Below are 22,383 nucleotides of genomic sequence, written 5' to 3'. Positions count from 1 at the left end.
CACGTAACCGTTTGGGGACGAACGTGCCGCCGCCCTTCCGCCCGAGTAGGACGGGACGCCGGCGACCAACGGTCGGCGGGCCGTCGGGTCGAGCGTGCGCCGCGACCGACGGCAGGCGGTCGTCACTCCGACGGCGTAACGTCGTCGGGGCGCTCGGGGTCGCCGCGGGTCGTCTCCGGCCGCGTCGTCATCCGCGTCCACCTGCCCTCGACCTCGCCGTTCCCGAGGACGACCACGTCGCCGTCGACTTCGAGACGGGTCTTCCGGAGCTCGATGCTACGGACCGTCCCCGTGACGCCGCCCGCGGTCACTGTGTCACCGACGTTGAAATCGGGGGCCCGGAGGAGGTAGACGCCCGCGACCGTGTCGGCGATCATGTTCGAGAGTGCGTAGCTGACGCCGAGCGCGAGAAAGCCCGTGGCGGTCCCGAGGCTCGCCGCTATCTCACCCATGCCGAGAATCTTTAGCAGGGTGAGCGCCGCTCCGAACCAGAGGAAGACGCCCACGATGGTGGTGAACAGGCCCACGACGAGGTCCTGGTCGGAGTAGATACCTGCCAGCACGGACCTGACGACCGAGAGCGCGACCTTGATGCCGAAGTACGCCACCGTCACGAAGAGCATCGCCGTCACCAGCCTCGGAAGGGCGTCGACGAGCCCCGACTGGAGTTCGCGGAGCGACGTCGCGACGATTTCGCCCAGTGTCTCTGCCATGCGGGAACCCACCCGTGCGAGCGAGAAATAAAGTTCCGGCTCGTCCGCCCCGTTCGGGGTACGGTCGCCGGCGTCACGGCGCGACCGAACTCGCGGCACGTCGACGCGTTCGACGTTCCCGGTCGCTAGCCCGACGGCACGACCGGTCGCCGCTCCGAGGACGACGGTCCGAACGAACCGCGAATAAGTAGACGGCGAGCCGTCGAGTCAGTCGGCGCCCGCCGCCGCCCGCTGTTCTTTGACGTGTTCGATGATCTCGTTCGTCTCGTCGATGAACTCGTCCACGTCGACCTCCGTCCCGTGGAGGATGGTCGAGAAGTACTGGGTCGCACTGGCCAGGTTGACGGCCTCCGCGAGTTCGTCCTCCGTCACGTCCTCCATCCGCGCGTCTTCTTTGTGGAAGTAGACGCAGTACGGGCACTTGATGGCCGCCGCGACGCCGACCCCGACGAGCGCCTTCTCCCGTGCGGACAGGTCGGTCTCCTCGAGCTCCAGGTCTCGCATCAGCTTCCAGCTGTGGTCGCCGGCCGGTTCGGCGAGGTTCTCTATCCAGCTCGGAACCTTCCCCAGATACTCCTCCGCCTCGTTCCGTGTTTCGGTCGATACCATACTGTTTCTCCCCCCGTTGGATTTCACGACTGCGCCGCGCCGTTCCTGCCGCTGTCGCTGTGGCGCTGGAAATCCGTCCGGAGATACAACCCCTGAGTAATGAAAATTTGCGAATGGGGTCTGATAGCACGAGTAATGGTATTATCTGTCCCGTCGGCGAACGGTACGGCGGCAATGGCGAACACTTCGTTACGAGGGAAGAGAAACCTCGAGAAGGCGGCAGAAGAGTGCTCCGTCTGGGATTTGAACCCAGGTCATCGGCTCGAAAGGCCGAAATGATTGGCCGGACTACACCAACGGAGCCAACGCATCTCCTGATTCCGCCCAGATTAGTTTAAACCTTCCGTCTTCGCCCGACAGCGCCCGAATCGGCCGTCAACGGTTCCCACGCGAGAGGCGTTTCGAGCGAGCATTTCCCTCCGAGGTCCGGTTCTGAGTCCGCGACGGCCAGCCGGGTGACGGGCGCGGCGAGGCCCTCACTTGCCCTGGAAGTCCGGTTCGTTTCCGTCAGAGCTTCTCTAACGACGTTCGCCGGACGTCCGGCGGCGTTCGCTTCGCTTACTTGCCCTGGAAGTCCGGTTCGCCGTCGCCCATGAACGCCGTGACGCCCTCCATCAGGTCGTCGGTGCTCATGAGGTGGCCGAACGCCTGGGACTCGATTTCGAGGCCGGCGTCGGTGTCCTCCCAGCCCTTCAGCATCGCGCGCTTGGTGTACTTCTGGGCGATGGGCGGACCGGCGGCGAGGTCGCGGGCGAGTTCCCACGCGCGGTCCTCGAACTCGTCGTTCGCGACGACCTCGTTGAGGAAGCCGTAGTCTTCCATCGTCTCGGGGTCGAAGCGGTCGGCGGTGAAGATTATCTCCTTCGCGCGACCCTCGCCGACGATGTGCTGGAGGCGCTGGGTGCCGCCCCACCCGGGGAGCAGGCCGAGGTCGTGTTCGGGCTGTCCCAGTTCCGAGCGCTCGGTGGCGATGCGGAGGTCGGCGCAGGTCGCCATCTCCATGCCGCCGCCGAGACAGTAGCCGTCGATGGCCGCGACGACCGGCATCGGACACATCTCCAGCTTGCCGAACGTCTCCTGGCCCTTCCGCGAGAGTTCGACGGCGGAGAGCGGGTCGCCGCCGCCCGCCGCCATGCTCTGGACGTCCGCGCCCGCGGAGAACGCCTTGCCACCTTCGCCCGTGAGAAGCAGGGCGCGCACGTCGTCGTCCGCGCCGAGGTCGTCCACGGCGTCGCCGAGTTCGTCGAGCAACTGCTCGCTGACGGTGTTCATGCGGTGCGGTCGGTCGAGGACGACGTTCGCGACGTCGCCGTCGCGCTCGACGCGAATGGTCTCGTACTCGGTCCGGCCGTCGTCGCTCTCGTCGTCGTAGAAACCGCCCGCCTCGGCGCGCTCGCGGAGGTAGTCGGCGGGCACGTAGCGGTCCGCGCCGGTCTCCTCGGACAGTTCTTCGAGCGTCTCCACCAAGGTCGCCAGTCCTGCGTTGTCGGCCATCTTGGCCGGCCCCTCGGGGAAGCCGGCGCCGAGCATCACGGCCTCGTCCACCTCGTCGGCGGGCGCGACATCGCCGCCGACGAGCTTCGCGACCTCGTTGGCCATCATGGCCTGCAGGCGGAGGACGATGTCTTCGCTACCGGCGTCCGTCGGGACGTCGGCGCCGCCGTCCTCGTAGTCGTAAAATCCTTCGCCGGTTTTCTTGCCGAGGTCTCCCGCTTCGACTTTCTCCGCCAGCAGGGGGCAGGGCTCGTAGGCGTCGCCGAGCACGTCGTTCATGTACTCGAGGACGTGATAGCCCACGTCGATGCCGACCTGGTCCGCGAGTTCGAAGCTCCCCATCGGCAGGCCCATGTCGAACTTCGTGGCGCTGTCGACCTCGGCGACCGTGGCGTCGCCGGACTCGACCATCCACGCCGCCTCGTTCATCAGGGGGACGAGCACTCGGTTGACGATGAATCCGGGGCTGTCCTTGCGAACTCGGACGGGCGTCTTGCCCATGTCCTCGGCGAGTTGCTCGGTGAGGTCGAGCGTCTCCTCGTCGGTGTGCGCGCCGGTGATGACCTCGACGAGCTGCATCCGGACCGGCGGGTTGAAGAAGTGCATCCCGCAGAACTGCTCGGGACGCTCGGTGACCTCCGAAAGTTCGGTGATCGAAAGGCTGGACGTGTTCGTGGCGAAGACGGTCCGGTCGGGGGCGTACTCCTCCAGTTCGTCGTACACCTCCTTCTTGATGTCCATCTTCTCCGGCACTGCCTCGACGACGAAGTCCGCGTCCGCGACCGCCTCTTCGAGGTCGACCAGCGGCGTGACCCGGTCGAGAGCGGCGTCGGCCTCCGACTCGCTGATCTGGTCTCTCTCCGCGAGTTTACCCAGACTCCACTCGATCTGATCGTAGCCGTTCTCGACGAACTCTTCCTCGACGTCCCGCAGGTTGACGTCGTAGCCGGCCAGCGCCGCGACTTCGGCGATGCCATGGCCCATGTTCCCTGCACCGAGAACCGTTATGGTGTTGATATCGTCTAGCTCCATGCGCAAATGCTCAACATGGGGGCGTTTCAACGTTTCTTTATCGCTAACGACAAACTCCTGGTGAGTTTATTCACGGTTACAAAACGATTTATCTGTGGCCCCGTAACGTCGTGACATGGACTTCGGACTGACAGAGGAACAACAGGCCATCCGCGACGAGGTGCGGCGCTTCGCGGAGAACGAGGTAGAACCCATCGCGAAGGAGTACGACCAGGAGGAGAAGTACCCCTGGGAGATAATCGACGAGGCGGCGAAGATGGGGCTCACCGGAGCGAACATCCCCGTCGAGTACGGCGGCGCCGGCTACTCGCCGCTCGAAACCGCGATCATCACCGAGGAACTGTTCGCGGTCGACGCCGGCATCGGACTCTGCATCACGAGCACCGCCTTCGGCGCGGACGCCATCATCGAGTTCGGGACGGAAGCACAGAAAGAGGAGTACCTCACCCCCATCGCGGAGGGCGAGGCCATCATGGGCACCGCCATCAGCGAACCCGACACCGGGTCGGACGTCTCCTCGGTCTCGACGTCCGCCGAGAAGGACGGCGACGAGTGGGTCATCAACGGCAACAAGATGTGGATCACGAACGGGTCCGTCGGCGACTACTTCGTCGTCATGTGCCAGACCGACCCCGAGGCCGAGGACCGCTACTCCGGGTTCTCCCAGATCATCGTCGAATCAGACCGCGACGGCTTCGAGGCCGACAAGATAACGGGCAAACTCGGCATCCGCGCCAGCGACACGGCGGAACTCATCTTCGACGACGTGCGCGTCCCCGAGGAGAACCTCATCGGAACGCGCGGGATGGGCTTTCTCCAGCTCATGCAGTTTTTCGACGAGACGCGAACCTCCGTCGCGGCCCAGGGCGTCGGCATCGCCAAGGGAGCCTGCGAACGCGCGCTCGACTACGCCCAGCAACGCGAGCAGTTCGGCAAGTCCATCAGCGAGTTCCAGGCCATCCAGCACAAGCTCGCGGAGATGCACACGCAGACGGAGGCCGCGCGCAACCTGACGTACAAGTCCGCCTGGAGCGTCGAGAACGAGGACGGCGACCTCACGCAGCTCGCCTCGATGGCCAAGGAGTACGCCTCCCGCATCGCCGTCGAAGTCGCCGACGAGGCGGTCCAGATTCACGGCGGCTCGGGGTACGTCAACGACTTCGACGTCGAACGGTTCTACCGGGACGCCAAGATCACCCAGATATACGAGGGGACCACGGAGATTCAGAAGAACATCATCGCCCGCGAACTGCTCGGCAAGGGCTTCTGACGGGGCGTTACGGCTTCCGAGCCGGTTCCGTCGGTCGACTCCCGTTCACGGGAGTCCGGGACGGCGAGCGTCGATACTTCTTTAATGGTTGACTACTTGGTTTCGACTGGAGGTCTACGACCATTGGAAATCTCTGATAAACTCCTGTGTCTGTTCAGTGCTGACGTTACTACCAAAGGCGACGAGTACGTCGTCTCGGTGCCGCGCCGAGAGATCGATACAGGGTCTGTAGAACCGGGCGAGACCTACCGGGTCGCACTCATCTCCCGCGAGACGGAGACCGAGTCTACCGAAACCGAGAACAGTGCCGGCGACGAGTCCGTCTCCTCGGAACCGCAGCCGCCGGTCGAGTCCGGCGAGGTCCGGTACGTCGAGATAGAGGACATCGGCAAACAGGGAGACGGCATCGCGCGCGTCGAACGCGGCTACGTCATCATCGTTCCCGGTGCCGAAATCGGGGAGCGCGTGAAAGTCGAGATCACGGAAGTCAAGTCCAACTTCGCGGTGGGCGAGATCATCGAAGAAGAGTTCTAGAGACGACCCTTTTACTTCGTCGAGCGTCCTCGCGTCTACGACGCTCGCGGTTCTACCGTCCGTTTCGTCGAGCGCTCCGCGCCTCGCACGCCGAGGCAACGGCCTTCGAAAAATCTGCACTCCCGAGTCCCGCGGGCGGACGCGTTCACTTCGCTCCGCTCCGTTCCTTGCTCGGACTCGCGTCCGCACGAGCGAACTTCGAGAGGTCCACGTCCACCACGTCGGCGAGTTCCTCCGGGGACTCGTACGGCCGGTCGACGAGGATGTTCCCGGCGCGCTGCCGTCCCAGCCCCGGGATGGCGGTGAGTTCGTCCATCGACGCGCTGTTCACGTCGAGCGGGTAGGGAACGCCAGTGACGGATCGATACCCGTGGTCGACGACCGCCACGTCGACGGTCCGTCCGAGTTCGCGCTCGCCGGGGATACCAACGAGCAGCGGATAGGTACCGAGCTGGCGACCAAACGTCCGGCCGTCCTGGTGGTATTCGAGGTGGACGTCCGGCAGCACGGTCCCCGCCGGGGCGACCCGCTGGAGCATCGGATTGTCGATCTCTTCGCGGACCTCCTGCTTGTACTGCTTGAACAGCTTCTTGTGGTCTCTGGCGATGTCCGCGCCCACGTCGCTCATCTCCGTCCCGTCGAACGCCATCACCTGACGGATGTTCACCCGGCGCAACGTCAGACCGGCGTCGTAGACACGGTCGAGGAACTGCTTGTTGTGTTCGAACGTCTCCTCGCGTTCGCCCTTCAATCCGTGCAGCAGGTTGATACCCGGCAGGAGTTTCGGCAGTCGGTTCGCGGCGTCCGGACCGGGGGTGGGGACGTCGTTCGCGGCTTCCCCGCTCGCAATCGCGGCGCGGTGGGCATCGGGGTCCTCTCCGGGCCGCCAGCCCGCTTCCTCGTTGACTATCTTCACCGCCCGGAAGCACTCCTCTGCCGTGACGTTGAGGTTGTTCTCCTCCTGGACGAGGGGATCGGCCGACTCCAGGCCGAAGGCGGCGGTGTCGCCGGGCGTGTTGTGTTCGGCGATGACCCGGATACCCTCCCGGGCGAGGTCCGGCCACTCGACGACCGTGATGGGGTTCATGTTGTCGAGATGCAGCGTCTCGAGGTCGGGGGCGACCTCCCGGATGCCGCCGTAGAGGTCGCGCAGCGCGTCCGGGTTCGGCTTCTCGCCGTCGCCGCCGTACGCGAGGATGTCCGCCTGGCGACCGAGACGGAAGTGACGCGCGCCGCGGTCGTAGAGGCTCTCGACCTCCGCGACGACCGAGTCGGGCCGGCGGAAGGAGGGGTTGCCGTACAGCGGTTCCGTGCAGAACGAACAGCGGTACGGACAGCCCCGCGAGGTCTCCATCTCGCAGATGAGATACTCGGGATGGTTCGGGTGCTGTTCGACGACGAACGCTCCCTTCGCGGCCCAGCGGTCTATCTCCTCGTTGTCGCGCATGCGGTTCCCGAAGCCCTCCAGACCGCTCGCGACGAGGTCGTGGGCCGCCGCCTCCACGTCGCCTTTCGCTACGAAGTCGAAGTCGAGGTCGTCGCGCTCGGTCTCGGTCCCGCCGGCGTTCTCGTCGCCGACGCCGAACTTCACCGGACCGCCCATGAGGCTCGTCCCCTCCGCGGTCCAGGCCATCTCCTTCACCTCGTCCGGTTCCGCCGGCGTCCCGCCCACGTACTTGCCCGGGACGGTCATCCCGCCGATGTAGACGAAGAGGTCGGCGTCGGCCACGTCGCGCCACTTCGACCGGTCGTCGCGCAGTTCGTCGATGGTGTGGTAGGTCACCTGCTCCGCCGGCACCCCCGCGTCGACGAGTCCGCCCGCGGTGTACCGCGGATACGTCGAGATGTACGGCGGCACGCCGAAGTGAGCGGGTTCGTCGACGTAGCCGTCAACCAGCGTCACGTCGAGGTCCCCGGGGTCAATCATACCAGTCCGTTGCGTCTCGACGTGTAAAACGATGACTACCCCGAGGCCAGCCTTCGGGACGACGCGAACCTTTAAATCGGAAGGCGAGGCCATCACCGGCGTGACCTGACCGACCGCCGCGACGGGGTCCCGGCCGGAGCGCGGCACGCCCCTCGCGAATCGAGTCCGACGCCGCCCGTTCGCCCTACTCCTCGAGTCGCTCGCGCAGTAGCTCGTTCACCGCACCCGGGTCCGCGCTCCCGCCGGTCTTCTGCATGACCTGCCCGACGAGGAAGTTCAGCGCACCGCCCTCGCCCGCGTGGTAGTCCTCGACCGCGTCGGGGTTCTCGTCGATAGCGTCCTCGACGGCCACTTCGACCTCGCCGGAATCCGCTTTACCCAGCCCTTCGCGCTCGATGATCGCCTCGGGGTCGTCGCCCTCGTCCAGCATCTCCCTGAGGACGACCTCCTCTGCGTTCTTCGTGGTGATCTCGTCCTCGGCGACCAGTTCGACGAGACGCGTGAACTCGTCGAGACGCTCCTCGACGTCCGTGATAGCCATGTCGCGGTAGTTGAGTTCGCCGAGCAGGTTGTCCGCGACCCACGTCGCGGCGAGGTCCGGGTCGAACGTCTCGGCGACGTCCTCGTAGAAGTCCGCGACCTGCTTCGTCGAAGTGAGCTTGCTCGCGGCCTCCTCGCTGAGACCGTACTCCGCCCGGAAGCGCTCGCGACGGTCGTCCGGCAGTTCCGGAATCGAGAGTTTCTCCTTCCAGTCGGAGACCTGCAGCGGCGGGAGGTCGGCCTCCCGGAAGTAACGGTAGTCCTTCTCCGCTTCCTTGCTCCGCATCGAGACGGTGATTCCCCGCGTCTCGTCCCAGTGGCGCGTCTCCTGTTCGACCTCACGACCGCGCTGGATGGCGTTCTTCTGGCGCGTCTCCTCGTACGCCAGCGCCTTCTCTGCACCCTTGTGACTGGAGATGTTCTTCACTTCGGTGCGGTTGGCCGACTCCAGCGTCGCCTCGTCGATGCCGCTCACGTCGTCTACCTCCTCCCCGGAGACGATGCTCAGGTTCGCGTCCACGCGGAGGCTCCCGTCCCGGGCGCTGTCGAACACGCCGAGGTACTCCAGTACCTCTTCGAGTTTGGCGAGGAACGCCCGGACCTCTTCGGCGCTTCGGAAGTCGGGGTCGGTGACGATCTCCATCAGCGGGACGCCGGCGCGGTTGTAGTCGACCAGCGTGTAGTCGGCGGTGTCGATGTTTCCGCCCTGATGCTGGAGACTGCCGGGGTCCTCTTCGAGGTGAGCGCGCTGGATGCCGACAGTGCGGCGTTCGCCGCCCACTTCTATCTCCAGTTCACCGTCCTGGCAGACGGGGGCGTCGTACTGGGTGATCTGGAAGCCCTTCGGCAGGTCGGGATAGAAGTAGTTCTTCCGGTGGAAGCGCGTCTCTTCCGGGATGTCGGCGTCGATGGCCTTGCCGACCTTGACGGCGGACTCGACGGCTGCCTCGTTGAGCACGGGGAGCGCCCCGGGCAGGCCGAGACAGACGGGGCAGGTATAGGTGTTCGGCTCGGCGTCGTCCTGCTCCGTCGAACAGCCACAGAAGATCTTCGTGTCCGTCTCCAACTGGACGTGGACCTCGAGGCCGATGACGGCCACGAGCTCGTCCTGCTGGACAGCCTGTGCAGTCATTGTTCAGGCTTCGGGCCGCCACTCCTTAAAAGGCTACGGGACGCCGTGCTCGGACTCGACGTTTGTATCGTCGGGTCGCGTCGCTGCCGGAACCGGAAGCCTCTAAGCCCGTCTGTGACAAGGGTTCGACAATGAAAGAGCAGTTGCCCGACGTACAGGCGACCGAACCGGACGTGACGGTGGGACTGAACCGCGTCGGCGTTACGGGCGTCGAGAAACTGGTCGAAGTCGCCCGGCCCGACAAGCGACCCTACGTGCTGATGGCGGAGTTCGACGTGCTCGTCGACCTGCCGAGCTGGCGGAAGGGCGCGGACATGAGCCGCAACATGGAGGTCGTCGACGAGGTGCTCGAAGACGCGGTCAGCGAACCGACGTTCCGCGTCGAGGACGTCTGCGGTGACGCCGCCGAGCGCCTGCTGGCCAAACACGAGTACACGACGAAGGCGGAGGTCAGCATGGAGGCGGAGTTCATGGTCCGCGACGAGACGCCCGAGAGCGAACGTCCGACGCAGGCGACGGTCGACATCATCGCCAGCGCGACCGCGACGGACGAGCAGACGACCGAGGAAATCGGCGCGCGCGTCACCGGCATGACGGTCTGTCCCTGTTCGCAGGGGATGATGGAGGGCCGCGCCCGCGAGAAGCTCCAGGAGCTCGGCGTCGGCGAGACGGAAGTGCGGGAGTTCCTCCAGGCGGTTCCGCAAGCAGGCCACGCCCAGCGCGGCCACGCCACCCTCACCGTCGAGAGCGCCGGCGCGCCGGAGGTCGACATGCACGAACTCGTCGAAGTGGCCAGGGACTCGATGAGCGCCCGCATCTACAACCTCGCCAAGCGCCCGGACGAGGACCACATGACCTACGAGGCGCACGCGAACGCGAAGTTCGTCGAGGACTGCGTGCGCGACATGGCCCACGGCGTCGTCGAGCACTTCCCGGACCTGGCCGACGACGCGATCGTGACGATGAAACAGAGCAACGACGAGTCCATCCACCAGCACAACGCCCACGCCGAGCGCGTCGCCGAGGTCGGAACGCTACGCGAAGAGGTCGCTACCAGCTCGGAGGCGTAAGCGCCGCAGCGCGGCGGGCGAGCCGAAGGTTTTTGGGCGTCCTTTCGATACGTACTCCATGGTCACCGTACGGGCTCCCGCGACTAGCGCCAATCTCGGAAGCGGCTTCGACGTGTTCGGACTGGCGCTCGGGCGGCCCGCAGACGTGGTGCGCGTCGAGCGCGCCGAAGAGACGACGATAGAGGTGAAAGGAGCGGGCAGCCAGTACGTGCCCGAGGACCCGGCGGAGAACACGGCCGGCGTCGTCGCCAGGGAACTCGACGCTCCGGCCCACATCAGCATCGACAAGGGCGTGCGTCCGTCGTCCGGACTGGGGTCGTCGGCCGCGAGCGCGGCGGGCGCAGCCGTCGCGCTGAACGAGTGTTACGACCGCGGGCTGACGAAGCGCGAACTCGTCCGCATCGCGGCGGAGGGCGAGGCGGCCGTCTCGGGCGAGGCCCACGCCGACAACGTCGCGCCGGCCATCCTCGGCGGATTCACCGCGGTCGTCGACGACGAGATAACGCAGGTCGACGCCACCATCTCCCTGGTGGCGTGTCTGCCCGAGACCGTCGTCTCGACCCGCGACGCGCGGCAGGTCGTTCCCGAGTCCGTGTCGCGAGACGACCACGTCCGCACGGTCGGCGACGCCGCGACGCTCACCGCGGGGATGTTCCGCGACGACCCCGAACTCGTCGGTCGGGGACTCCGCGACGGTGCGGTCACCGCCTCGCGTACGTCGCTCGTCGACGGGTTCGACGAGGTCCGGGACGCCGGGTTGACGGCCGGCGCGACCGGCGTCGCCATCAGCGGAGCCGGGCCGAGCATTCTGGCGGTCTGTCGAGAAGACGACCGCACCGCCGTCGCGGGTGCGATGCTCGAAGCGTTAGCGGACGCCGGTGTCGACGCTCGCGCCTACCAGACCGAAATGGGACGCGGAGCGACGGTAGCGAATCGCTGACGGGGGCGGTCGAGTCGTCCGACGAACGGACGGCTACGCGCCACGCGCACGTTCTCCAGACTGGTCGAGGGAGCTATATCCGGTAGAGCCGCGTCGTCCAGAACTCGTGGAACGCGTCGTCGAGCGCGGCGCGGGGGTCGCCGGTCGCGTCCACCGGTCTCGTCCGGGTCGCTTCCTCGCGGAACTCCGAGAGCAGGGTGCGCTGGCCGACGACGTAGAGGCGGTCGGCGTCCCGCGCTTCGACGGCCTCCCGGCACTTCTCGACGTGCTCGTCTATCTGGGCGTCCCGGCGGCGCTCGAATCGTCCCTGCGAGAAGCCGCCCTTCGAGTGGTCGCCTTTCACGTCGCTCTCGAATCCCGAGAAGGCGGTACGTTCGCGCCCGTCGTACTCGCCGAGCGCGAACAGGTCCGAGCGGACGAGCGCCAGCGCGAACTCCCCCGTCGGCTGGAACCAGCGGCGTTCGACGTCGAACTCCTCACCCCACGCGACGAAGGGTTCGGGTGGGTCCGGCGGGACGAGCGCGGCGCTGACGAGGCCGGCGTCGTCGGTCGCCGCGAGGCAGGGCGTCGCCCGGGCGACGAGCGCGGCGTGGTCGCCGAACGCCTCCCGCACGTCGTCGGACGGGTCGTCGTCGACCATCGCCGTCAGCGCTCCTTCCGGCCCCGCGTCGACCGACGCGAGCCGGTCGAGCACGGCTGCGAGTCGGTCGTCTCGGAGCGTCTCGACGCCCCGGTAGTCGAGGTCCGACTCGCCGTCCTGGAGGCGCTCGACGCGGTCCTCCAGTTCGGCGACGCGGTCTTCGAGGCGGTTGACTTCCTCCTCCGCCTCCTGCCGCGCGGTCGCGGCCTCGGCACGGCGTTCCCCTTCGGCCTCCAGTCGTCGTTCCAGATGGCGTTTGTCCTCTTCCAGGTCCGCTATCTTCTCCTTCAGTTCGGCGCGCCCGAGCAACTCGTCTAGCATCGGATAGGTGGGTGTTCCCGTGGACCTTGTAGGTTCGGGGTCGAAAACCGGACCGGGCGTCGCCGTTCGCTACGCTCTCTCACGGATGTCGTAGCGGTAGGGCGACGAGCGGATGACGGTGACGTCGCCGTGCCGGGCCCGCCGACCCAGCACGGTCGCTATCTCGTGAGCGCTCTCGAACTCCTCGTCGCGTTCGTCCAGGAGCGTCAGTATCTCGCGCGCGGTGAGCGGCTCGTCGGCACTCGCTTCCGAGACGACCTCCCGAATACGCTCGAACTCTCTTCCGCGAGCAGACATATTTGTCGTTACGAAAGACGCGGACTTAACGTTCAGTCAGACGGACGTCAGACGCTCGCGCGGGCGTCCGGACGCGGACTCGACCGTTCGGGATGTCGACCTCTCAGCGGGCGGTGTCGTTCGGGCCGGTGAAATCGCGCTCGCGACGGTACTGCTCGACGAACGCCTCGACGTCGAAGTCCAGCATGTCCTCCTCGAACTGCGTCATCGCGTCGGAGTTCTCGGCGTGGCTGACGGCGTGTTCCATCAGTTCGACGAGCAGTTCCACGACGATCTCGTGGAGGCGGCGCGAGTCGAAATCCGTCATCCAGACCAGCGCGTAGCCGACGTCCTGGTCGTCCTCGACGTTCTCGCTGACGACCTGCTCCGGGAACTCCTCCAACACGATGCCCATGACGTGCGTCGTCCCGAACTCCCCCATGTCGTCGGCCGTGTCGACCGTCTCCCGGAGCACGGAGACGAGGAACTCCGGGACGAACCTGGACGGCGGGTGGACGTCCGTGACGACCGCGTGGGAGTCGCCGCAGGCGCAGTCGTACTCCCGCATTCCCATGTCGAGGTCGTGGACGTGTACCGACTCGCCGCAGGGGAGGTCGAGTTCCGCCCCGCGACCGCCCGGTACGCGCGGTTCTGCCATGCCGTCCGCTTCGTGTTTCGCGCGTTTAAACGCCGCGGAACGCGCGACGACCGAGTACTCGGACTCAGACCGAGTACTCGGACTCCGTCAACTGGACGTACTTGCCGTCGCGGTAGCTGTACTTCGTCTTCTTGTACTTCCCGACGAGCTTCGCCCCGCGGACGCCGGAGGAGAACTTCTTCTTGAACATGCCGCTCTCCCGGTCGTCGTCGAGCAGGTCGTCGACCATCGAGAACGTGCGGTCCCAGTCCGCGGGGCCGTAGTCGGCGACGATGTCCGCGAAGGAGACGTTGCGCAGGAGCTCCTCGCCGATGGCCTGCTTCCACCGGTCGTTGTACTCCCCGAGCGAGTCGGTGGCGGCGAGTTCGCCGGCGAGTTTGCCGGTCCGGACGGCGAGGTGGTAGCCGCCCTCGTGGAACGCGCTCGTGGTTCCCATCGCCCCGCCGGCGACGGCGACGCCGGCTCGCGTCGGCGACTCGATCGGGCGCGTCGACGAGATGGGGTACGTCTCCGTGCCGCCCGACTTTCCGCGGTCTTCGACGAGCGGGAAGTCGCTCTCGACGTCGTACTCGTCGCCGTACAGGCGGTCGAGCAGTCGGCGGACGTACTCGCCGCCGCGCGGGACGCGCTCGTCGTCAGGGCGGAGCAGGGCGTAGTCCTCGCGGTTCTCCACTTCGGCGAGGTCCAGTCCGATGGGCATCGTCAGGCCGACGCGCGCGACGGTGCCGTCGTTCGGGAAGACCCAGGGGTACGCCGTCTCGCCCGGCATGACGCCCCACCAGAACTTGAGCGCGGAGGGTTCGAACGCCTCCTCGGGGAACTCCCGGTACTCCTGATAGGCGATGTGGTTCGCCCTCGGCGGCGAGAGGTGCTCGCTCACCGAGCGTCCCTCGGGCATGAACTGGTCGAGCGCGTTCAGGGTCACCTGGCGCTGCGGACCGTCGGCGAGCACGAGGTACTCGGCCGCCACGTCCTCGCCGTCCGCGAGGCGGAGGGTGTGACGGGGCGCGGCGTCCAGGTCGGTGTCGACCCGCTTCACGCCGACGCCGACGCGGTAGCTGGCCCCGGCGGCCTCGGCGCGCTCCCGGAACCAGTCGTCCATCCGCGCGCGGTGGAAGGTGAACCCGAACTCGGGGTACGACGATTCGATGCCCGTACTCTCCAGCACGCAGGCCTCGTTCGGCCCGTAGAAGTCCACGCGGTCGAGTTCCTGCAGAATCACGTCGTCGGGGATGTCGCGGTAGTCCTCGTCCATGAGGTCGACCCAGTAGTCGAGCATCCCGGCGGCGTCGGTCGAATCTGGACCGAGCACTTCCCGGTCGGCTCGCGGTACTCCTTTCTCCAGGACGACCGTCTCCGCCCCGCGCTGGGCGGCCTGCTCGGCCGCCGCCATGCCGGCTGGACCCCCGCCGACGATAGCTACGTCGAAACGCTCCATACCACTACGCTACTCGACATGGGGTACTAAATTCTTGACCTTCAGGCCCGGGACGATGTCTGCGGCGGCCACGTGCGAATCCGCCGGACCGGACGGGAGGCCGCCCGGGCGAATCGCGGTACGATTTTCACGCGGCCGCCCCAACTCCGGACGTGGCCGAGTACGAACACCTCAGCGTCGAACGAACCGAGGGCGTCGCCCGTATCGTCATGGACCGCCCGGCGACGAACAACGCGATGGACCGCGCGATGGCGAGCGAACTCCGGACCGCGACGGCGAACGTCGTCGACGGGGACGCGCGCTGCGTCGTCCTCACCGGCTCCGGCGACGTGTTCAACACCGGTGCGGACCTCTCCGTGCTCGACGGCGCGGCGAGCGACGCCCGCATGCTGCGGAAGATCGCATCGAGCCTCCACCGCGCCATCGAGAACCTCGTCAACGCTCGCAAGCCGGTCGTGACGGGCGTGAACGGCGTCGCCGCCGGCGGCGGGTTCGGACTGGCGCTGTCGGGCGACCTGGTCGTCGTCGCCGACGACGCTCGCTTCGAGTTCGCCTACCCCCGCGTCGGCCTGACCGGCGACGGCGGGTCGACGTTCTTCCTCCCGCGCCTTGTCGGACTGCGGCGCGCGAAGGAGATAGCGCTGCTCGACGAACCCATCGACGCCGACGCGGCGGTGGAGATGGGGCTCGCGACCGAGGCGACGGCGGCGCTCGACGAGCGCGTCGCGGAACTCGCCGCCGACCTCGCCGACGGGCCGACCCGCGCGTACGGCGCGACCAAGCGCCTGCTGACCGAGAGCGCGGGTCGCGGGCTGTCGACCCAGATGGCGGCCGAGGTCGACGCTATCACGTGGGCGACGCGGTCGGCCGACTACGAGCGCGGACTGGCGGCGTTCTTCGGCGGCGACGACCCCGCGTTCGAGGGCCGCTAGCCGGCGGACGCCGGCCTCCCCGCGTCGGCGGCTGGCCGCAGTTCGGCGAGCGCCGTCGCGGCCGGACCGGAGACGTCGGACGGGAATCTTGAAGTCGGCGAGGGCCGTCGGTTCGCGTATGGACGACGCCGGAATCTACGCGCGCGAGTCGACGTATCTCGAACGACACGTCCAGCTCGGAATCGCCAGCGGCCGGGTTCTCAGCGTGTCGTTCCCCCACGACCCGGACGAGGAGGCTCAGGGCGACCACGACCTGCTCGACCGCGTCTTCGCGTACCTCGAGGGCGTCGAGGACGACTTCTCGGACGTGCAGGTCGCGCTCACGCTGCCGACCGACCAGCGGAGCGTGCTCGAACGAGTGCGCGAGATACCGTACGGCGACCAGATCAACGTGGAGACGCTCGCCCGGATGACCGCGGGGGTCGACCACACCGACGAGGACGACCAGAACATGGTCCGGAGCGCGCTGGACTCGAACCCCGCGCCGCTTTTGGTGCCGGACCACCGCGTCCGGGACGGGCCGAGCGCCGCTCCGCCGGACGTCGAGCAGAAGTTGCGGTCGCTCGAAGGGCTGTAGTTCCGGCGTCGGGCCGTCCCACGGAAGCGACGCAGCGTCCGTCGATTCCGCCACACCTTTTTATCTCCCCGCGGCGAACCTCCTGACATGTACGTCCGGGACGCCAAAAACAGGGAGGAGGTCTGGTTACTCGATCACATCGAGGCGATGGGGCTGGACGAAACCGCCTTCCGCTCCCGGGATTACGTCATCGCCATCGACGAGAAGAGCAACGAGAAGGCCGGGTTCGGTCGCATCCGCATCCACAAGCCCGAGGACGCGCCGGAGATCTGCGAACTCACCAGCATCGGCGTCCTCGACGCCTGGCGCGAGCAGGGCGTCGGCGCGCACGTCATCGAGCGTCTCGTCGAGCAGGCGGGGGACCAGGGGTTCGAGGAGGTGTACGCGCTCGTCGGTGAACCGGGATATCTCACGCAGTTCGGCTTCGAGCGCATCGACGAGAGCGCCCTGCCCCCGAAGCTCCAGGACCGCCTCGAATCGAAGCGCGAGGGCGTCGAACCCGACGCCGTGCCGGTGGTGCTCGACGTCGACGCGTTCGAGATGCCCGACCGCCTCCGCGAGCGGTTCAAGCACGCCGAACCGAAGGACGAGGGCGAGGAGGAGGTCGAGGAGTCCCCCGAGGACTTCGGCATCGACCCCGACGAGGCGACCTACAAGTACGACACGGGCGGATAACCGCGCGATTACGACCGGACTCCGCACGACGCGGTCGGGACGGTCCCGGGCCCGCCGTCGCAGCCACAGCGAACTTGTCGCTTCGCGTCCTTGCTCCGACCATGGAACAGTGCCCAGTCTGCGGCATGGACCTGTACGAGAACCGCGACGAGGAGTTCGTCACCGTTCACCTGGGTCGCCAGCGCCGGTTCTGCTCGGCCGAACACCGCGACGAGTTCGAGGAAACGCCCGGAAAGTACGACTGACGACCGTCCCGCGCCGGAGCGTCGGTCGGACGAAGAGTGTAGCAGCGTAGACGGTCTGTACCGCCTTTTCTCACGGTCGTGCGGTCGAGAAGCACGCCGCGCGAAACAAAACCAGAGAACGCGCGCCGTAGTCGTACCGACGCGGAACTGCTCGACTACCGCTGCGACCGCGAGCGTCGGCGTCTCAGGCCGTCGGCTGGACGCGGACCGTGTCGCCCGGCTCGACGGGGCTGTTCACGGAGACCGGTTCGCTCGCGTCGCGGGACTCGCGGACGATGCGGGTGTCCGGACGGATGCCGAGCGTGTCGACGATGCCCGCGGTGGCCTGCGGGCCGCACTTCTCGCCGAGCTTGTCGATGACGTCGGCAACAGTGGCCGACTCGGGGACGGCGACGCGAGCGTCTCGGGTACCGGTGCGCGCGACCAGGCTACCGGTGAGTTCGACTCTGACGTTCATACCCCGTACTACGAGCGCCAGCTAAAAAAGTTTACTCACACTCGAAAAAGTACTGTCGAACGAAACGGCTTATGGGCGCGGGCGGTGACGCCCCCGACATGGCGAACGCACCCAGTCCCGGGTCCGCAGACCCCCTCGACCTGCACGGCGTAGTCCCGCCGACCGTCACGGCGTTCGACGAAGACGAATCGGTCGACTACGAGGCGACGGCCGCACACGCGGAGTTCGTCGTCGACGGCGGCGCGCACGGCGTCTTCCCCCTCGGAACCAACGGCGAGTTCCCGCTGCTCACCCACGAGGAGCGCGACCGCGTCGTCGAGACGGTCGTCGACGCCGTCGACGACGTGCCGGTCATCGCGGGCGTCGGCGCGCCGAGCACGCACGAGACCGTCCAGCACGCCGAACACGCCGAGTCGGTCGGCGCGGATGGCCTCGTCGTCGTGACGCCGTACTACTACCCCCTCGACGACCACGCCGCCGTGGAGCACTACCGGCGCGTCTGCGAGGCCGTCGACCTGCCCGTCTACGTCTACCACATCCCGAGCAAGACCGGCAACGCGCTGTCGCTGTCCGCGCTCGCCGACATCGCCGAGATTCCGAACCTCGCCGGCCTCAAGGACTCGAGCAAGGACGTGCCGTGGCTCGGCCAGGCCATCGACGCCCACCCCGACCTCACGTTCCTCGCCGGGTCCGACTCGCTGCTGTTCCCCGGGCTGGAGGTCGGCTGCTCGGGGATGGTCAGCGCCGTCGCCAACGCCTTCCCCGAACTCGTCGTCGACCTCTACTCGGCCTACGACGACGGCGACGAGGAGCGCGCCCGCGACCTCCAGAGCCGGGTGTACGACGTCCGGGACGCGCTCAAGACCGGGCCGTACATGGCGGGCGTCAAGACGGTGCTCGACCTCCGCGAGACGGGCTTCGACCCCGGTCCGCTCCGGAGTCCGCTGCGAAAGATGGACGACAGCGACCGCGCCGCCCTCGAGTCCGACCTCCGCTCGCTCGACCTGCTCTGACCCGCGTCCGATACCCCCGCTCGACCTCCGCGTCGGCACCCCGCAGGTCCCTAGCACTTTACGGACCGCGGGCGTGCCGGTCGCTATGGCGAAAGTCAACGCAGACGACGTCGAGTGGACGACGCTCGAACGTGGAGAGACGCGTTTCAGGCGGAAACAGCTGAGCCAGGCCGCCGGCGGCGACGACCTGGGGTGTAGCCTGTACGAACTCCCGCCGGGCCGACGGTCGTGGCCGTACCACTACCATACGGGGAACGAGGAGGCACTGTTCGTCCTCGCCGGCACGGGCGCGCTGCGACTCGACGGCGAGACGACCCCGCTCGCCGAGGGCGACTACGTCGCTCTCCCCACCGACGAGTCCGGCGCACATCGGGTCGTCAACGACTCCGACGAACCGCTCACGTACCTGATGATCTCGACGATGAACGACCCGGACGTGCTCGTCTACCCCGACTCGGAGAAGGTCGGCGTGTTCGCCGGGTCGCCGCCGGGCAGGCGCGAGACGCGAACGCACCACGCGTACTATCGACGCGAGGACGCCGTGGACTACTGGTCGGGGGAGGAGAGCACCGAGTAGACCGGCCGAGCACCCATCGCGGTGGAGCGGGTCGGTCGCACCCCGGTCGACCTGCTCGAACGCCGACCGAGCCGCCGGATTCTCAGCGCCACCCGTACAAATAAAAGTGGGAACGTGTACGTAACTACGGAGATGGCGAACGACCCTCCAGGAACGCCGTACCCGAACCGTGGACAGATACGCACTCACGACGGACGGGGGACGCCCGTGCTGGCGTCCCCGGCGAACGAACGACGGAGCGAGAGCTGAGATGGCTGACGACCGAGACGCGGTCGTGATTCCGGCGTCGCGGTACCCGCACGGGTACGCGTCGGTTCAGTCGCTGGCGCAGGCGGACGTGCACGTCATCGTCGCGGTCGCCGACGACGCCCTCCCGGTCACCGCGTCGCGGTACTGCGACGAGGTGGTCACGATTCCGCCCGCCCGCGACCTCCTCGCGTACAAGGACGCGCTGCTGGGACTCGCCGCCCGCCCGGACGTGCGGACCATCGTTCCGCACCGACCCCAGGGCCCCTACCTCCTCTCGAAGTACTACGACGAGTTCGACCGGTACGTCGACCTCGTCGTTCCACGGCTCGAGACGCTGAAACGGGCCCACGACAGGAAGCGGCTGATGGACGCCGCGGACGACGCCGGCGTCCCGGCACCGCGGACGGAGCTGCTCGACGAGGCCGACGACTGGGAGTCCGACCGGATCGTCAAGTCCCGGTACAACCTGCTCGTCGACGAGTACGTCGACTCGTTCGACCTGGGCGAGTCGAGCATCGCGAAACTGGTGAAACACGTGCCGGCGAACGAGTCGCCCGACACCGCGGCTATCCGGGAGAAGATGAGTCACACGCCCATCGTCCAGGAGTACGTCGACGGGACGGACGAGTACGTGTTCGGAGCGCTGTACGACCACGGCGAACCGCTGGCGACGTTCCAGCACCGACAGCTACGGGGCGATTCGTACACCGGCGGCGGCGGCGTCTATCGCGAAGCGGTCGACATCCCGGAACTCGAATCGGTGGCTCGCTCCCTGCTCGACGGCCTCGACTGGCACGGACTCGCCTGCATCGAGTACGTCGAGGACGCCGCCACCGGCGAGTTCAAACCGATCGAACTCAACCCCCGCATGTGGCAGTCGCTCGCGTGTGCGACGCGTGCAGGGGCGGCGTTCCCGCTCTGGTACTGGCTGCAGGCGACCGGTCGCCCCGAACTGGTCGACCCCGGGTACGAGGTCGGGGCCGGCACCCACTATCTGGCCGGCGAACTCGAACACCTGGTGAGCATCGTCCGCGAGAGCTCTTCTCTCGTCGACGGACCGTCGCTGTCGGGGACGACCCGAGAGATTCTGCGGTCGTGCTACGAACGGCCCGACTTCGACTACCTCCATCTCGACGACCCGGGCCCCATCCTTCGTCAGGCCCGCCGTGGATTCGCGCAGGTGGTCGACAGGCGACTCGGTTGACGAGGTCGTACGCTGTTCGGGCCGCACACCGAACGGCGAGCGGTCGAGAAGCCCGAGCGCGGGGCCGGGGTCGACGCCACCGAGAGGAAGGGACACCACAACCAGGCTTATGGACGACCGTACCGTCACCCACGAAACCCGAACATGACGACGATTCCGGACCGGTACGACGACCTGTTCGAGCGGGAGACGCTGGCGCACTTCGCGACCGTCCTGCCCGATGGCGCGCCCCACGTCGTCCCCGTCTGGGTCGACCGGGACGACGACCACCTGCTGGTCAACACCGTTCGCGGGACGCGAAAGGAGCGGAACGTCCGCCAGGACCGCCGCGTCGCCCTCTCGCTCGTCGACCCCGACGACCCGAACCGGTTCCTCGCGGTGCGGGGGGAGGTCGTCACGGCGACCGAGGACGGCGCGGTCGAGCACGTCAACCGACTCGCCCGCCGGTACATGGACGTCGAGGAGTATCCGCGGCTTGGCGAGGAGTCCGGCCCCAGACTCCTGCTCCGTATCCGCCCCGACGAGGTCACGACCAGCGAGTAGGGGCCGTCAGGTCCCCGTCGCCTGCCGCCACTCCTTCAGGCCGACGACCGCGCCGTCGACCTCCTCGGCGGGAGCCTCGGTCGCCGCCCAGTGGAAGAGTCCGGCGACGTCCTCGGGGCTCCGCCCTCGCTCGCCCTTCTCGCCCATCATCTCGGTCGCGACGACGCCCGGGTCCACACCGGCGACGGTCGCGTCGATCTCGGCCGCGAACCCGCGGACCAGCGCCTCCGCGGCGGCTTTCGAGACGGCGTAGGAACCGTAGCCGGGCCGTGACTCGTGACCGATGGCGCCCGTCGGCACGAGCACGCGCGCACCGTCGTTCACGTGCGGAAGCGCCTCGCGGACGGTCGCGTACGCGCCGCGGGCGTTCGTCCGCATCGTGTCGTCGAACGCCGAGTAGGACTCCTCGGCGAGCGGCGTCTCGCCGGGCGTGCCGTGATAGACGCCGGCGCACGCGACGACCGCGTCGATGCCGTCGCCGCCGAACCGCGCCGCCGTCTCCATCAGACGCTCCAGGTCGAACTCGTCGCGCACGTCGGCCCGGAGGCCGCGCGCGTCGCCGCCGGCGTCCTGAATGGTCGCGACGGTCTCCTCGACGCTGTCGCCGTGACGCCCGCAGACGACCACGCGAGCGCCGTCGTCCGCGAACGCCGCCGCGACTGCCTCGCCGATGCCCCGGGTACCACCGGTCACGACTGCAGTTCGTCCGTCCATGGACGAGACAGGACCGGCAGGCTGAAACCGGTTTCTGTCCGATTCTTTCGGGGCGAAATCGACCACGACAGTTTTCCCCCTGGAACGTAATCACCGGGCATGCACCGGCCGGGCCATTACGGCGTGGCGCTGGCGCTGTACGCGCCGCTAGGCTACGCGCTCGTCGCCGCCGGCCAGTCGACCCTCGCGCTCGCTGGGGGTCTCGTCACGCTCGCGCTGACGAACCTTCCGGACCTCGACGGCAAGACCGACCGACTGCAGCACCGCGGGCCGACGCACTCGCTCGTCTTCGCACTCGCGGTCGGCGTGCTCGCCGCGGCAGCGGCGGTCCCGTTCGGGTTCGAGGCCGGACCGGTCGCCGTCCTTCGGCTGGCGGGACTGGGCTTCGCCGTCGGCGTGCTGGCGGTCGTCGCCCACCTCGTCGCGGACGTGATCAACCCGATGGGCGTGCGACCGTTCTGGCCGTTCTCCGACCGGCGGTTCACCTTCGACCTCGTCCTGGCGAACGACCGGGCGACGAACTACCTCCTGTTCGCCGTCGGCGTGACGCTGGCGGTCGTCGCGTGGGTGCTCGGGCGCACGACGGCGTGACCGCGGCGGCCG

The 22,383-nt window shown here is 67.6% G+C and carries 25 protein-coding genes and 1 tRNA gene; 14 read left to right on the top strand and 12 right to left on the bottom strand.

The features are described 5' to 3' along the window. Nucleotides 1–122 precede the first annotated feature (122 nt). From ACRYA2_RS01110 to ACRYA2_RS01095, 4 genes are all read right to left on the bottom strand, one after another. A complete protein-coding gene (locus ACRYA2_RS01110) occupies nucleotides 123–713 on the bottom strand; it encodes a mechanosensitive ion channel family protein (protein WP_433623396.1) in 591 nt (196 codons plus the stop codon). 207 nt (nucleotides 714–920) lie between these two features. After that, on the bottom strand, nucleotides 921–1,322 hold the full coding sequence (locus ACRYA2_RS01105) for a carboxymuconolactone decarboxylase family protein (RefSeq protein WP_433623394.1): 402 nt from the start codon (nucleotides 1,320–1,322) through the stop codon (nucleotides 921–923). A gap of 228 nt (nucleotides 1,323–1,550) precedes the next feature. Further along, nucleotides 1,551–1,625, bottom strand: a tRNA-Glu gene (locus tag ACRYA2_RS01100). Nucleotides 1,626–1,880: 255 nt separating this feature from the next. After that, on the bottom strand, nucleotides 1,881–3,848 hold the full coding sequence (locus ACRYA2_RS01095) for a 3-hydroxyacyl-CoA dehydrogenase/enoyl-CoA hydratase family protein (protein ID WP_433623392.1): 1,968 nt from the start codon (nucleotides 3,846–3,848) through the stop codon (nucleotides 1,881–1,883). Between the two features lie 115 nt (nucleotides 3,849–3,963). On the opposite strand from ACRYA2_RS01095, the gene ACRYA2_RS01090 reads away from it, so the two are divergent. Next, entirely contained in the window at nucleotides 3,964–5,118 is a 1,155-nt protein-coding gene (locus ACRYA2_RS01090) for an acyl-CoA dehydrogenase family protein (protein WP_433623390.1), read from the top strand. Nucleotides 5,119–5,241: 123 nt separating this feature from the next. Then, complete coding sequence (locus ACRYA2_RS01085) at nucleotides 5,242–5,652, top strand: TRAM domain-containing protein (RefSeq protein ID WP_433623388.1); 411 nt, start codon at nucleotides 5,242–5,244, stop codon at nucleotides 5,650–5,652. A gap of 145 nt (nucleotides 5,653–5,797) precedes the next feature. On the opposite strand, the gene ACRYA2_RS01080 is transcribed toward ACRYA2_RS01085, so the two are convergent. Both ACRYA2_RS01080 and gatB read right to left on the bottom strand, forming a co-directional pair. Continuing rightward, nucleotides 5,798–7,579 (bottom strand): radical SAM protein, encoded by a 1,782-nt coding sequence (locus ACRYA2_RS01080; protein ID WP_433623386.1) that lies wholly within the window; start codon nucleotides 7,577–7,579, stop codon nucleotides 5,798–5,800. Between the two features lie 184 nt (nucleotides 7,580–7,763). Continuing rightward, entirely contained in the window at nucleotides 7,764–9,251 is a 1,488-nt protein-coding gene (gene gatB, locus ACRYA2_RS01075; RefSeq protein WP_433623384.1) for an Asp-tRNA(Asn)/Glu-tRNA(Gln) amidotransferase subunit GatB, read from the bottom strand. Between the two features lie 131 nt (nucleotides 9,252–9,382). On the opposite strand from gatB, the gene mptA reads away from it, so the two are divergent. Continuing rightward, complete coding sequence (gene mptA, locus ACRYA2_RS01070; protein ID WP_433623382.1) at nucleotides 9,383–10,321, top strand: GTP cyclohydrolase MptA; 939 nt, start codon at nucleotides 9,383–9,385, stop codon at nucleotides 10,319–10,321. 58 nt (nucleotides 10,322–10,379) lie between these two features. After that, on the top strand, nucleotides 10,380–11,261 hold the full coding sequence (locus ACRYA2_RS01065; RefSeq protein WP_433623380.1) for a homoserine kinase: 882 nt from the start codon (nucleotides 10,380–10,382) through the stop codon (nucleotides 11,259–11,261). Between the two features lie 73 nt (nucleotides 11,262–11,334). Here the strand turns inward: ACRYA2_RS01065 and ACRYA2_RS01060 are convergent, their stop codons facing one another. From ACRYA2_RS01060 to ACRYA2_RS01045, 4 genes are all read right to left on the bottom strand, one after another. After that, nucleotides 11,335–12,222 (bottom strand): Vms1/Ankzf1 family peptidyl-tRNA hydrolase, encoded by an 888-nt coding sequence (locus ACRYA2_RS01060; RefSeq protein ID WP_433623378.1) that lies wholly within the window; start codon nucleotides 12,220–12,222, stop codon nucleotides 11,335–11,337. 69 nt (nucleotides 12,223–12,291) lie between these two features. Further along, nucleotides 12,292–12,519 (bottom strand): hypothetical protein, encoded by a 228-nt coding sequence (locus tag ACRYA2_RS01055; RefSeq protein ID WP_433623376.1) that lies wholly within the window; start codon nucleotides 12,517–12,519, stop codon nucleotides 12,292–12,294. 103 nt (nucleotides 12,520–12,622) lie between these two features. Next, complete coding sequence (locus ACRYA2_RS01050; RefSeq protein ID WP_433623374.1) at nucleotides 12,623–13,156, bottom strand: DUF5815 family protein; 534 nt, start codon at nucleotides 13,154–13,156, stop codon at nucleotides 12,623–12,625. 64 nt (nucleotides 13,157–13,220) lie between these two features. Further along, nucleotides 13,221–14,594 (bottom strand): NAD(P)/FAD-dependent oxidoreductase, encoded by a 1,374-nt coding sequence (locus ACRYA2_RS01045; protein WP_433623372.1) that lies wholly within the window; start codon nucleotides 14,592–14,594, stop codon nucleotides 13,221–13,223. Nucleotides 14,595–14,746: 152 nt separating this feature from the next. On the opposite strand from ACRYA2_RS01045, the gene ACRYA2_RS01040 reads away from it, so the two are divergent. The 4 genes from ACRYA2_RS01040 to ACRYA2_RS01025 all read left to right on the top strand — a co-directional run bounded on the left by ACRYA2_RS01040 (nucleotide 14,747) and on the right by ACRYA2_RS01025 (nucleotide 17,023). Next, the gene (locus ACRYA2_RS01040; protein WP_433623370.1) at nucleotides 14,747–15,526 is read left to right on the top strand and encodes an enoyl-CoA hydratase/isomerase family protein; all 780 of its coding nucleotides are present in this window, start codon (nucleotides 14,747–14,749) and stop codon (nucleotides 15,524–15,526) included. A gap of 118 nt (nucleotides 15,527–15,644) precedes the next feature. Beyond that, nucleotides 15,645–16,103 (top strand): MGMT family protein, encoded by a 459-nt coding sequence (locus tag ACRYA2_RS01035; RefSeq protein WP_433623368.1) that lies wholly within the window; start codon nucleotides 15,645–15,647, stop codon nucleotides 16,101–16,103. 87 nt (nucleotides 16,104–16,190) lie between these two features. After that, nucleotides 16,191–16,778 (top strand): GNAT family N-acetyltransferase, encoded by a 588-nt coding sequence (locus tag ACRYA2_RS01030; RefSeq protein ID WP_433623366.1) that lies wholly within the window; start codon nucleotides 16,191–16,193, stop codon nucleotides 16,776–16,778. A 101-nt stretch (nucleotides 16,779–16,879) separates the two neighbouring features. After that, on the top strand, nucleotides 16,880–17,023 hold the full coding sequence (locus ACRYA2_RS01025) for a TRASH domain-containing protein (protein ID WP_113275244.1): 144 nt from the start codon (nucleotides 16,880–16,882) through the stop codon (nucleotides 17,021–17,023). A gap of 184 nt (nucleotides 17,024–17,207) precedes the next feature. Here ACRYA2_RS01025 and ACRYA2_RS01020 read toward each other — a convergent pair whose 3' ends face one another. Beyond that, nucleotides 17,208–17,480: a ubiquitin family protein gene (locus ACRYA2_RS01020; RefSeq protein WP_433623364.1), complete on the bottom strand. Its 273-nt coding sequence runs from the start codon at nucleotides 17,478–17,480 to the stop codon at nucleotides 17,208–17,210. A 98-nt stretch (nucleotides 17,481–17,578) separates the two neighbouring features. Here ACRYA2_RS01020 and ACRYA2_RS01015 point away from each other — a divergent pair, with 98 nt between their 5' ends. From ACRYA2_RS01015 to ACRYA2_RS00995, 5 genes are all read left to right on the top strand, one after another. Further along, nucleotides 17,579–18,493, top strand: a complete 915-nt coding sequence (locus tag ACRYA2_RS01015; protein ID WP_433623361.1) for a dihydrodipicolinate synthase family protein — start codon at nucleotides 17,579–17,581, stop codon at nucleotides 18,491–18,493. A gap of 85 nt (nucleotides 18,494–18,578) precedes the next feature. Next, nucleotides 18,579–19,070, top strand: a complete 492-nt coding sequence (locus ACRYA2_RS01010) for a cupin domain-containing protein (RefSeq protein WP_433623359.1) — start codon at nucleotides 18,579–18,581, stop codon at nucleotides 19,068–19,070. 114 nt (nucleotides 19,071–19,184) lie between these two features. Then, nucleotides 19,185–19,319 (top strand): hypothetical protein, encoded by a 135-nt coding sequence (locus ACRYA2_RS01005; RefSeq protein ID WP_433623357.1) that lies wholly within the window; start codon nucleotides 19,185–19,187, stop codon nucleotides 19,317–19,319. 1 nt (nucleotide 19,320) lies between these two features. Beyond that, nucleotides 19,321–20,523, top strand: coding sequence for a carboxylate--amine ligase (locus ACRYA2_RS01000; RefSeq protein ID WP_433623355.1), 1,203 nt, complete (start codon nucleotides 19,321–19,323; stop codon nucleotides 20,521–20,523). Between the two features lie 144 nt (nucleotides 20,524–20,667). Then, nucleotides 20,668–21,066 carry a PPOX class F420-dependent oxidoreductase gene (locus ACRYA2_RS00995; RefSeq protein WP_433623353.1) on the top strand — a complete coding sequence of 133 codons (399 nt, stop codon included), beginning with the start codon at nucleotides 20,668–20,670 and terminating at the stop codon, nucleotides 21,064–21,066. A gap of 6 nt (nucleotides 21,067–21,072) precedes the next feature. Here ACRYA2_RS00995 and ACRYA2_RS00990 read toward each other — a convergent pair whose 3' ends face one another. Next, a complete protein-coding gene (locus ACRYA2_RS00990) occupies nucleotides 21,073–21,780 on the bottom strand; it encodes an SDR family NAD(P)-dependent oxidoreductase (protein ID WP_433623351.1) in 708 nt (235 codons plus the stop codon). Between the two features lie 99 nt (nucleotides 21,781–21,879). On the opposite strand from ACRYA2_RS00990, the gene ACRYA2_RS00985 reads away from it, so the two are divergent. Further along, nucleotides 21,880–22,371, top strand: a complete 492-nt coding sequence (locus tag ACRYA2_RS00985; RefSeq protein ID WP_433623349.1) for a metal-dependent hydrolase — start codon at nucleotides 21,880–21,882, stop codon at nucleotides 22,369–22,371. Nucleotides 22,372–22,383 lie beyond the last annotated feature (12 nt).

The organism is Halomicrococcus pelagicus, assembly GCF_050954125.1.
Note: the sequence above shows the minus strand (reverse complement) of the source record. Positions and strands in the feature narration are given on the sequence as shown.

Bases quoted from the DNA above. Each gene is read 5' to 3' on its own strand.
- ACRYA2_RS01110 (WP_433623396.1), bottom strand. From the start codon at position 713: ATGGCAGAGACACTGGGCGAAATCGTCGCGACGTCGCTCCGCGAACTC.
- ACRYA2_RS01105 (WP_433623394.1), bottom strand. From the start codon at position 1,322: ATGGTATCGACCGAAACACGGAACGAGGCGGAGGAGTATCTGGGGAAG.
- ACRYA2_RS01095 (WP_433623392.1), bottom strand. From the start codon at position 3,848: ATGGAGCTAGACGATATCAACACCATAACGGTTCTCGGTGCAGGGAAC.
- ACRYA2_RS01090 (WP_433623390.1), top strand. From the start codon at position 3,964: ATGGACTTCGGACTGACAGAGGAACAACAGGCCATCCGCGACGAGGTG.
- ACRYA2_RS01080 (WP_433623386.1), bottom strand. From the start codon at position 7,579: ATGATTGACCCCGGGGACCTCGACGTGACGCTGGTTGACGGCTACGTC.
- gatB (WP_433623384.1), bottom strand. From the start codon at position 9,251: ATGACTGCACAGGCTGTCCAGCAGGACGAGCTCGTGGCCGTCATCGGC.
- mptA (WP_433623382.1), top strand. From the start codon at position 9,383: ATGAAAGAGCAGTTGCCCGACGTACAGGCGACCGAACCGGACGTGACG.
- ACRYA2_RS01065 (WP_433623380.1), top strand. From the start codon at position 10,380: ATGGTCACCGTACGGGCTCCCGCGACTAGCGCCAATCTCGGAAGCGGC.
- ACRYA2_RS01060 (WP_433623378.1), bottom strand. From the start codon at position 12,222: ATGCTAGACGAGTTGCTCGGGCGCGCCGAACTGAAGGAGAAGATAGCG.
- ACRYA2_RS01055 (WP_433623376.1), bottom strand. From the start codon at position 12,519: ATGTCTGCTCGCGGAAGAGAGTTCGAGCGTATTCGGGAGGTCGTCTCG.
- ACRYA2_RS01050 (WP_433623374.1), bottom strand. From the start codon at position 13,156: ATGGCAGAACCGCGCGTACCGGGCGGTCGCGGGGCGGAACTCGACCTC.
- ACRYA2_RS01045 (WP_433623372.1), bottom strand. From the start codon at position 14,594: ATGGAGCGTTTCGACGTAGCTATCGTCGGCGGGGGTCCAGCCGGCATG.
- ACRYA2_RS01035 (WP_433623368.1), top strand. From the start codon at position 15,645: ATGGACGACGCCGGAATCTACGCGCGCGAGTCGACGTATCTCGAACGA.
- ACRYA2_RS01030 (WP_433623366.1), top strand. From the start codon at position 16,191: ATGTACGTCCGGGACGCCAAAAACAGGGAGGAGGTCTGGTTACTCGAT.
- ACRYA2_RS01025 (WP_113275244.1), top strand. From the start codon at position 16,880: ATGGAACAGTGCCCAGTCTGCGGCATGGACCTGTACGAGAACCGCGAC.
- ACRYA2_RS01020 (WP_433623364.1), bottom strand. From the start codon at position 17,480: ATGAACGTCAGAGTCGAACTCACCGGTAGCCTGGTCGCGCGCACCGGT.
- ACRYA2_RS01015 (WP_433623361.1), top strand. From the start codon at position 17,579: ATGGCGAACGCACCCAGTCCCGGGTCCGCAGACCCCCTCGACCTGCAC.
- ACRYA2_RS01010 (WP_433623359.1), top strand. From the start codon at position 18,579: ATGGCGAAAGTCAACGCAGACGACGTCGAGTGGACGACGCTCGAACGT.
- ACRYA2_RS01000 (WP_433623355.1), top strand. From the start codon at position 19,321: ATGGCTGACGACCGAGACGCGGTCGTGATTCCGGCGTCGCGGTACCCG.
- ACRYA2_RS00995 (WP_433623353.1), top strand. From the start codon at position 20,668: ATGACGACGATTCCGGACCGGTACGACGACCTGTTCGAGCGGGAGACG.
- ACRYA2_RS00990 (WP_433623351.1), bottom strand. From the start codon at position 21,780: ATGGACGGACGAACTGCAGTCGTGACCGGTGGTACCCGGGGCATCGGC.
- ACRYA2_RS00985 (WP_433623349.1), top strand. From the start codon at position 21,880: ATGCACCGGCCGGGCCATTACGGCGTGGCGCTGGCGCTGTACGCGCCG.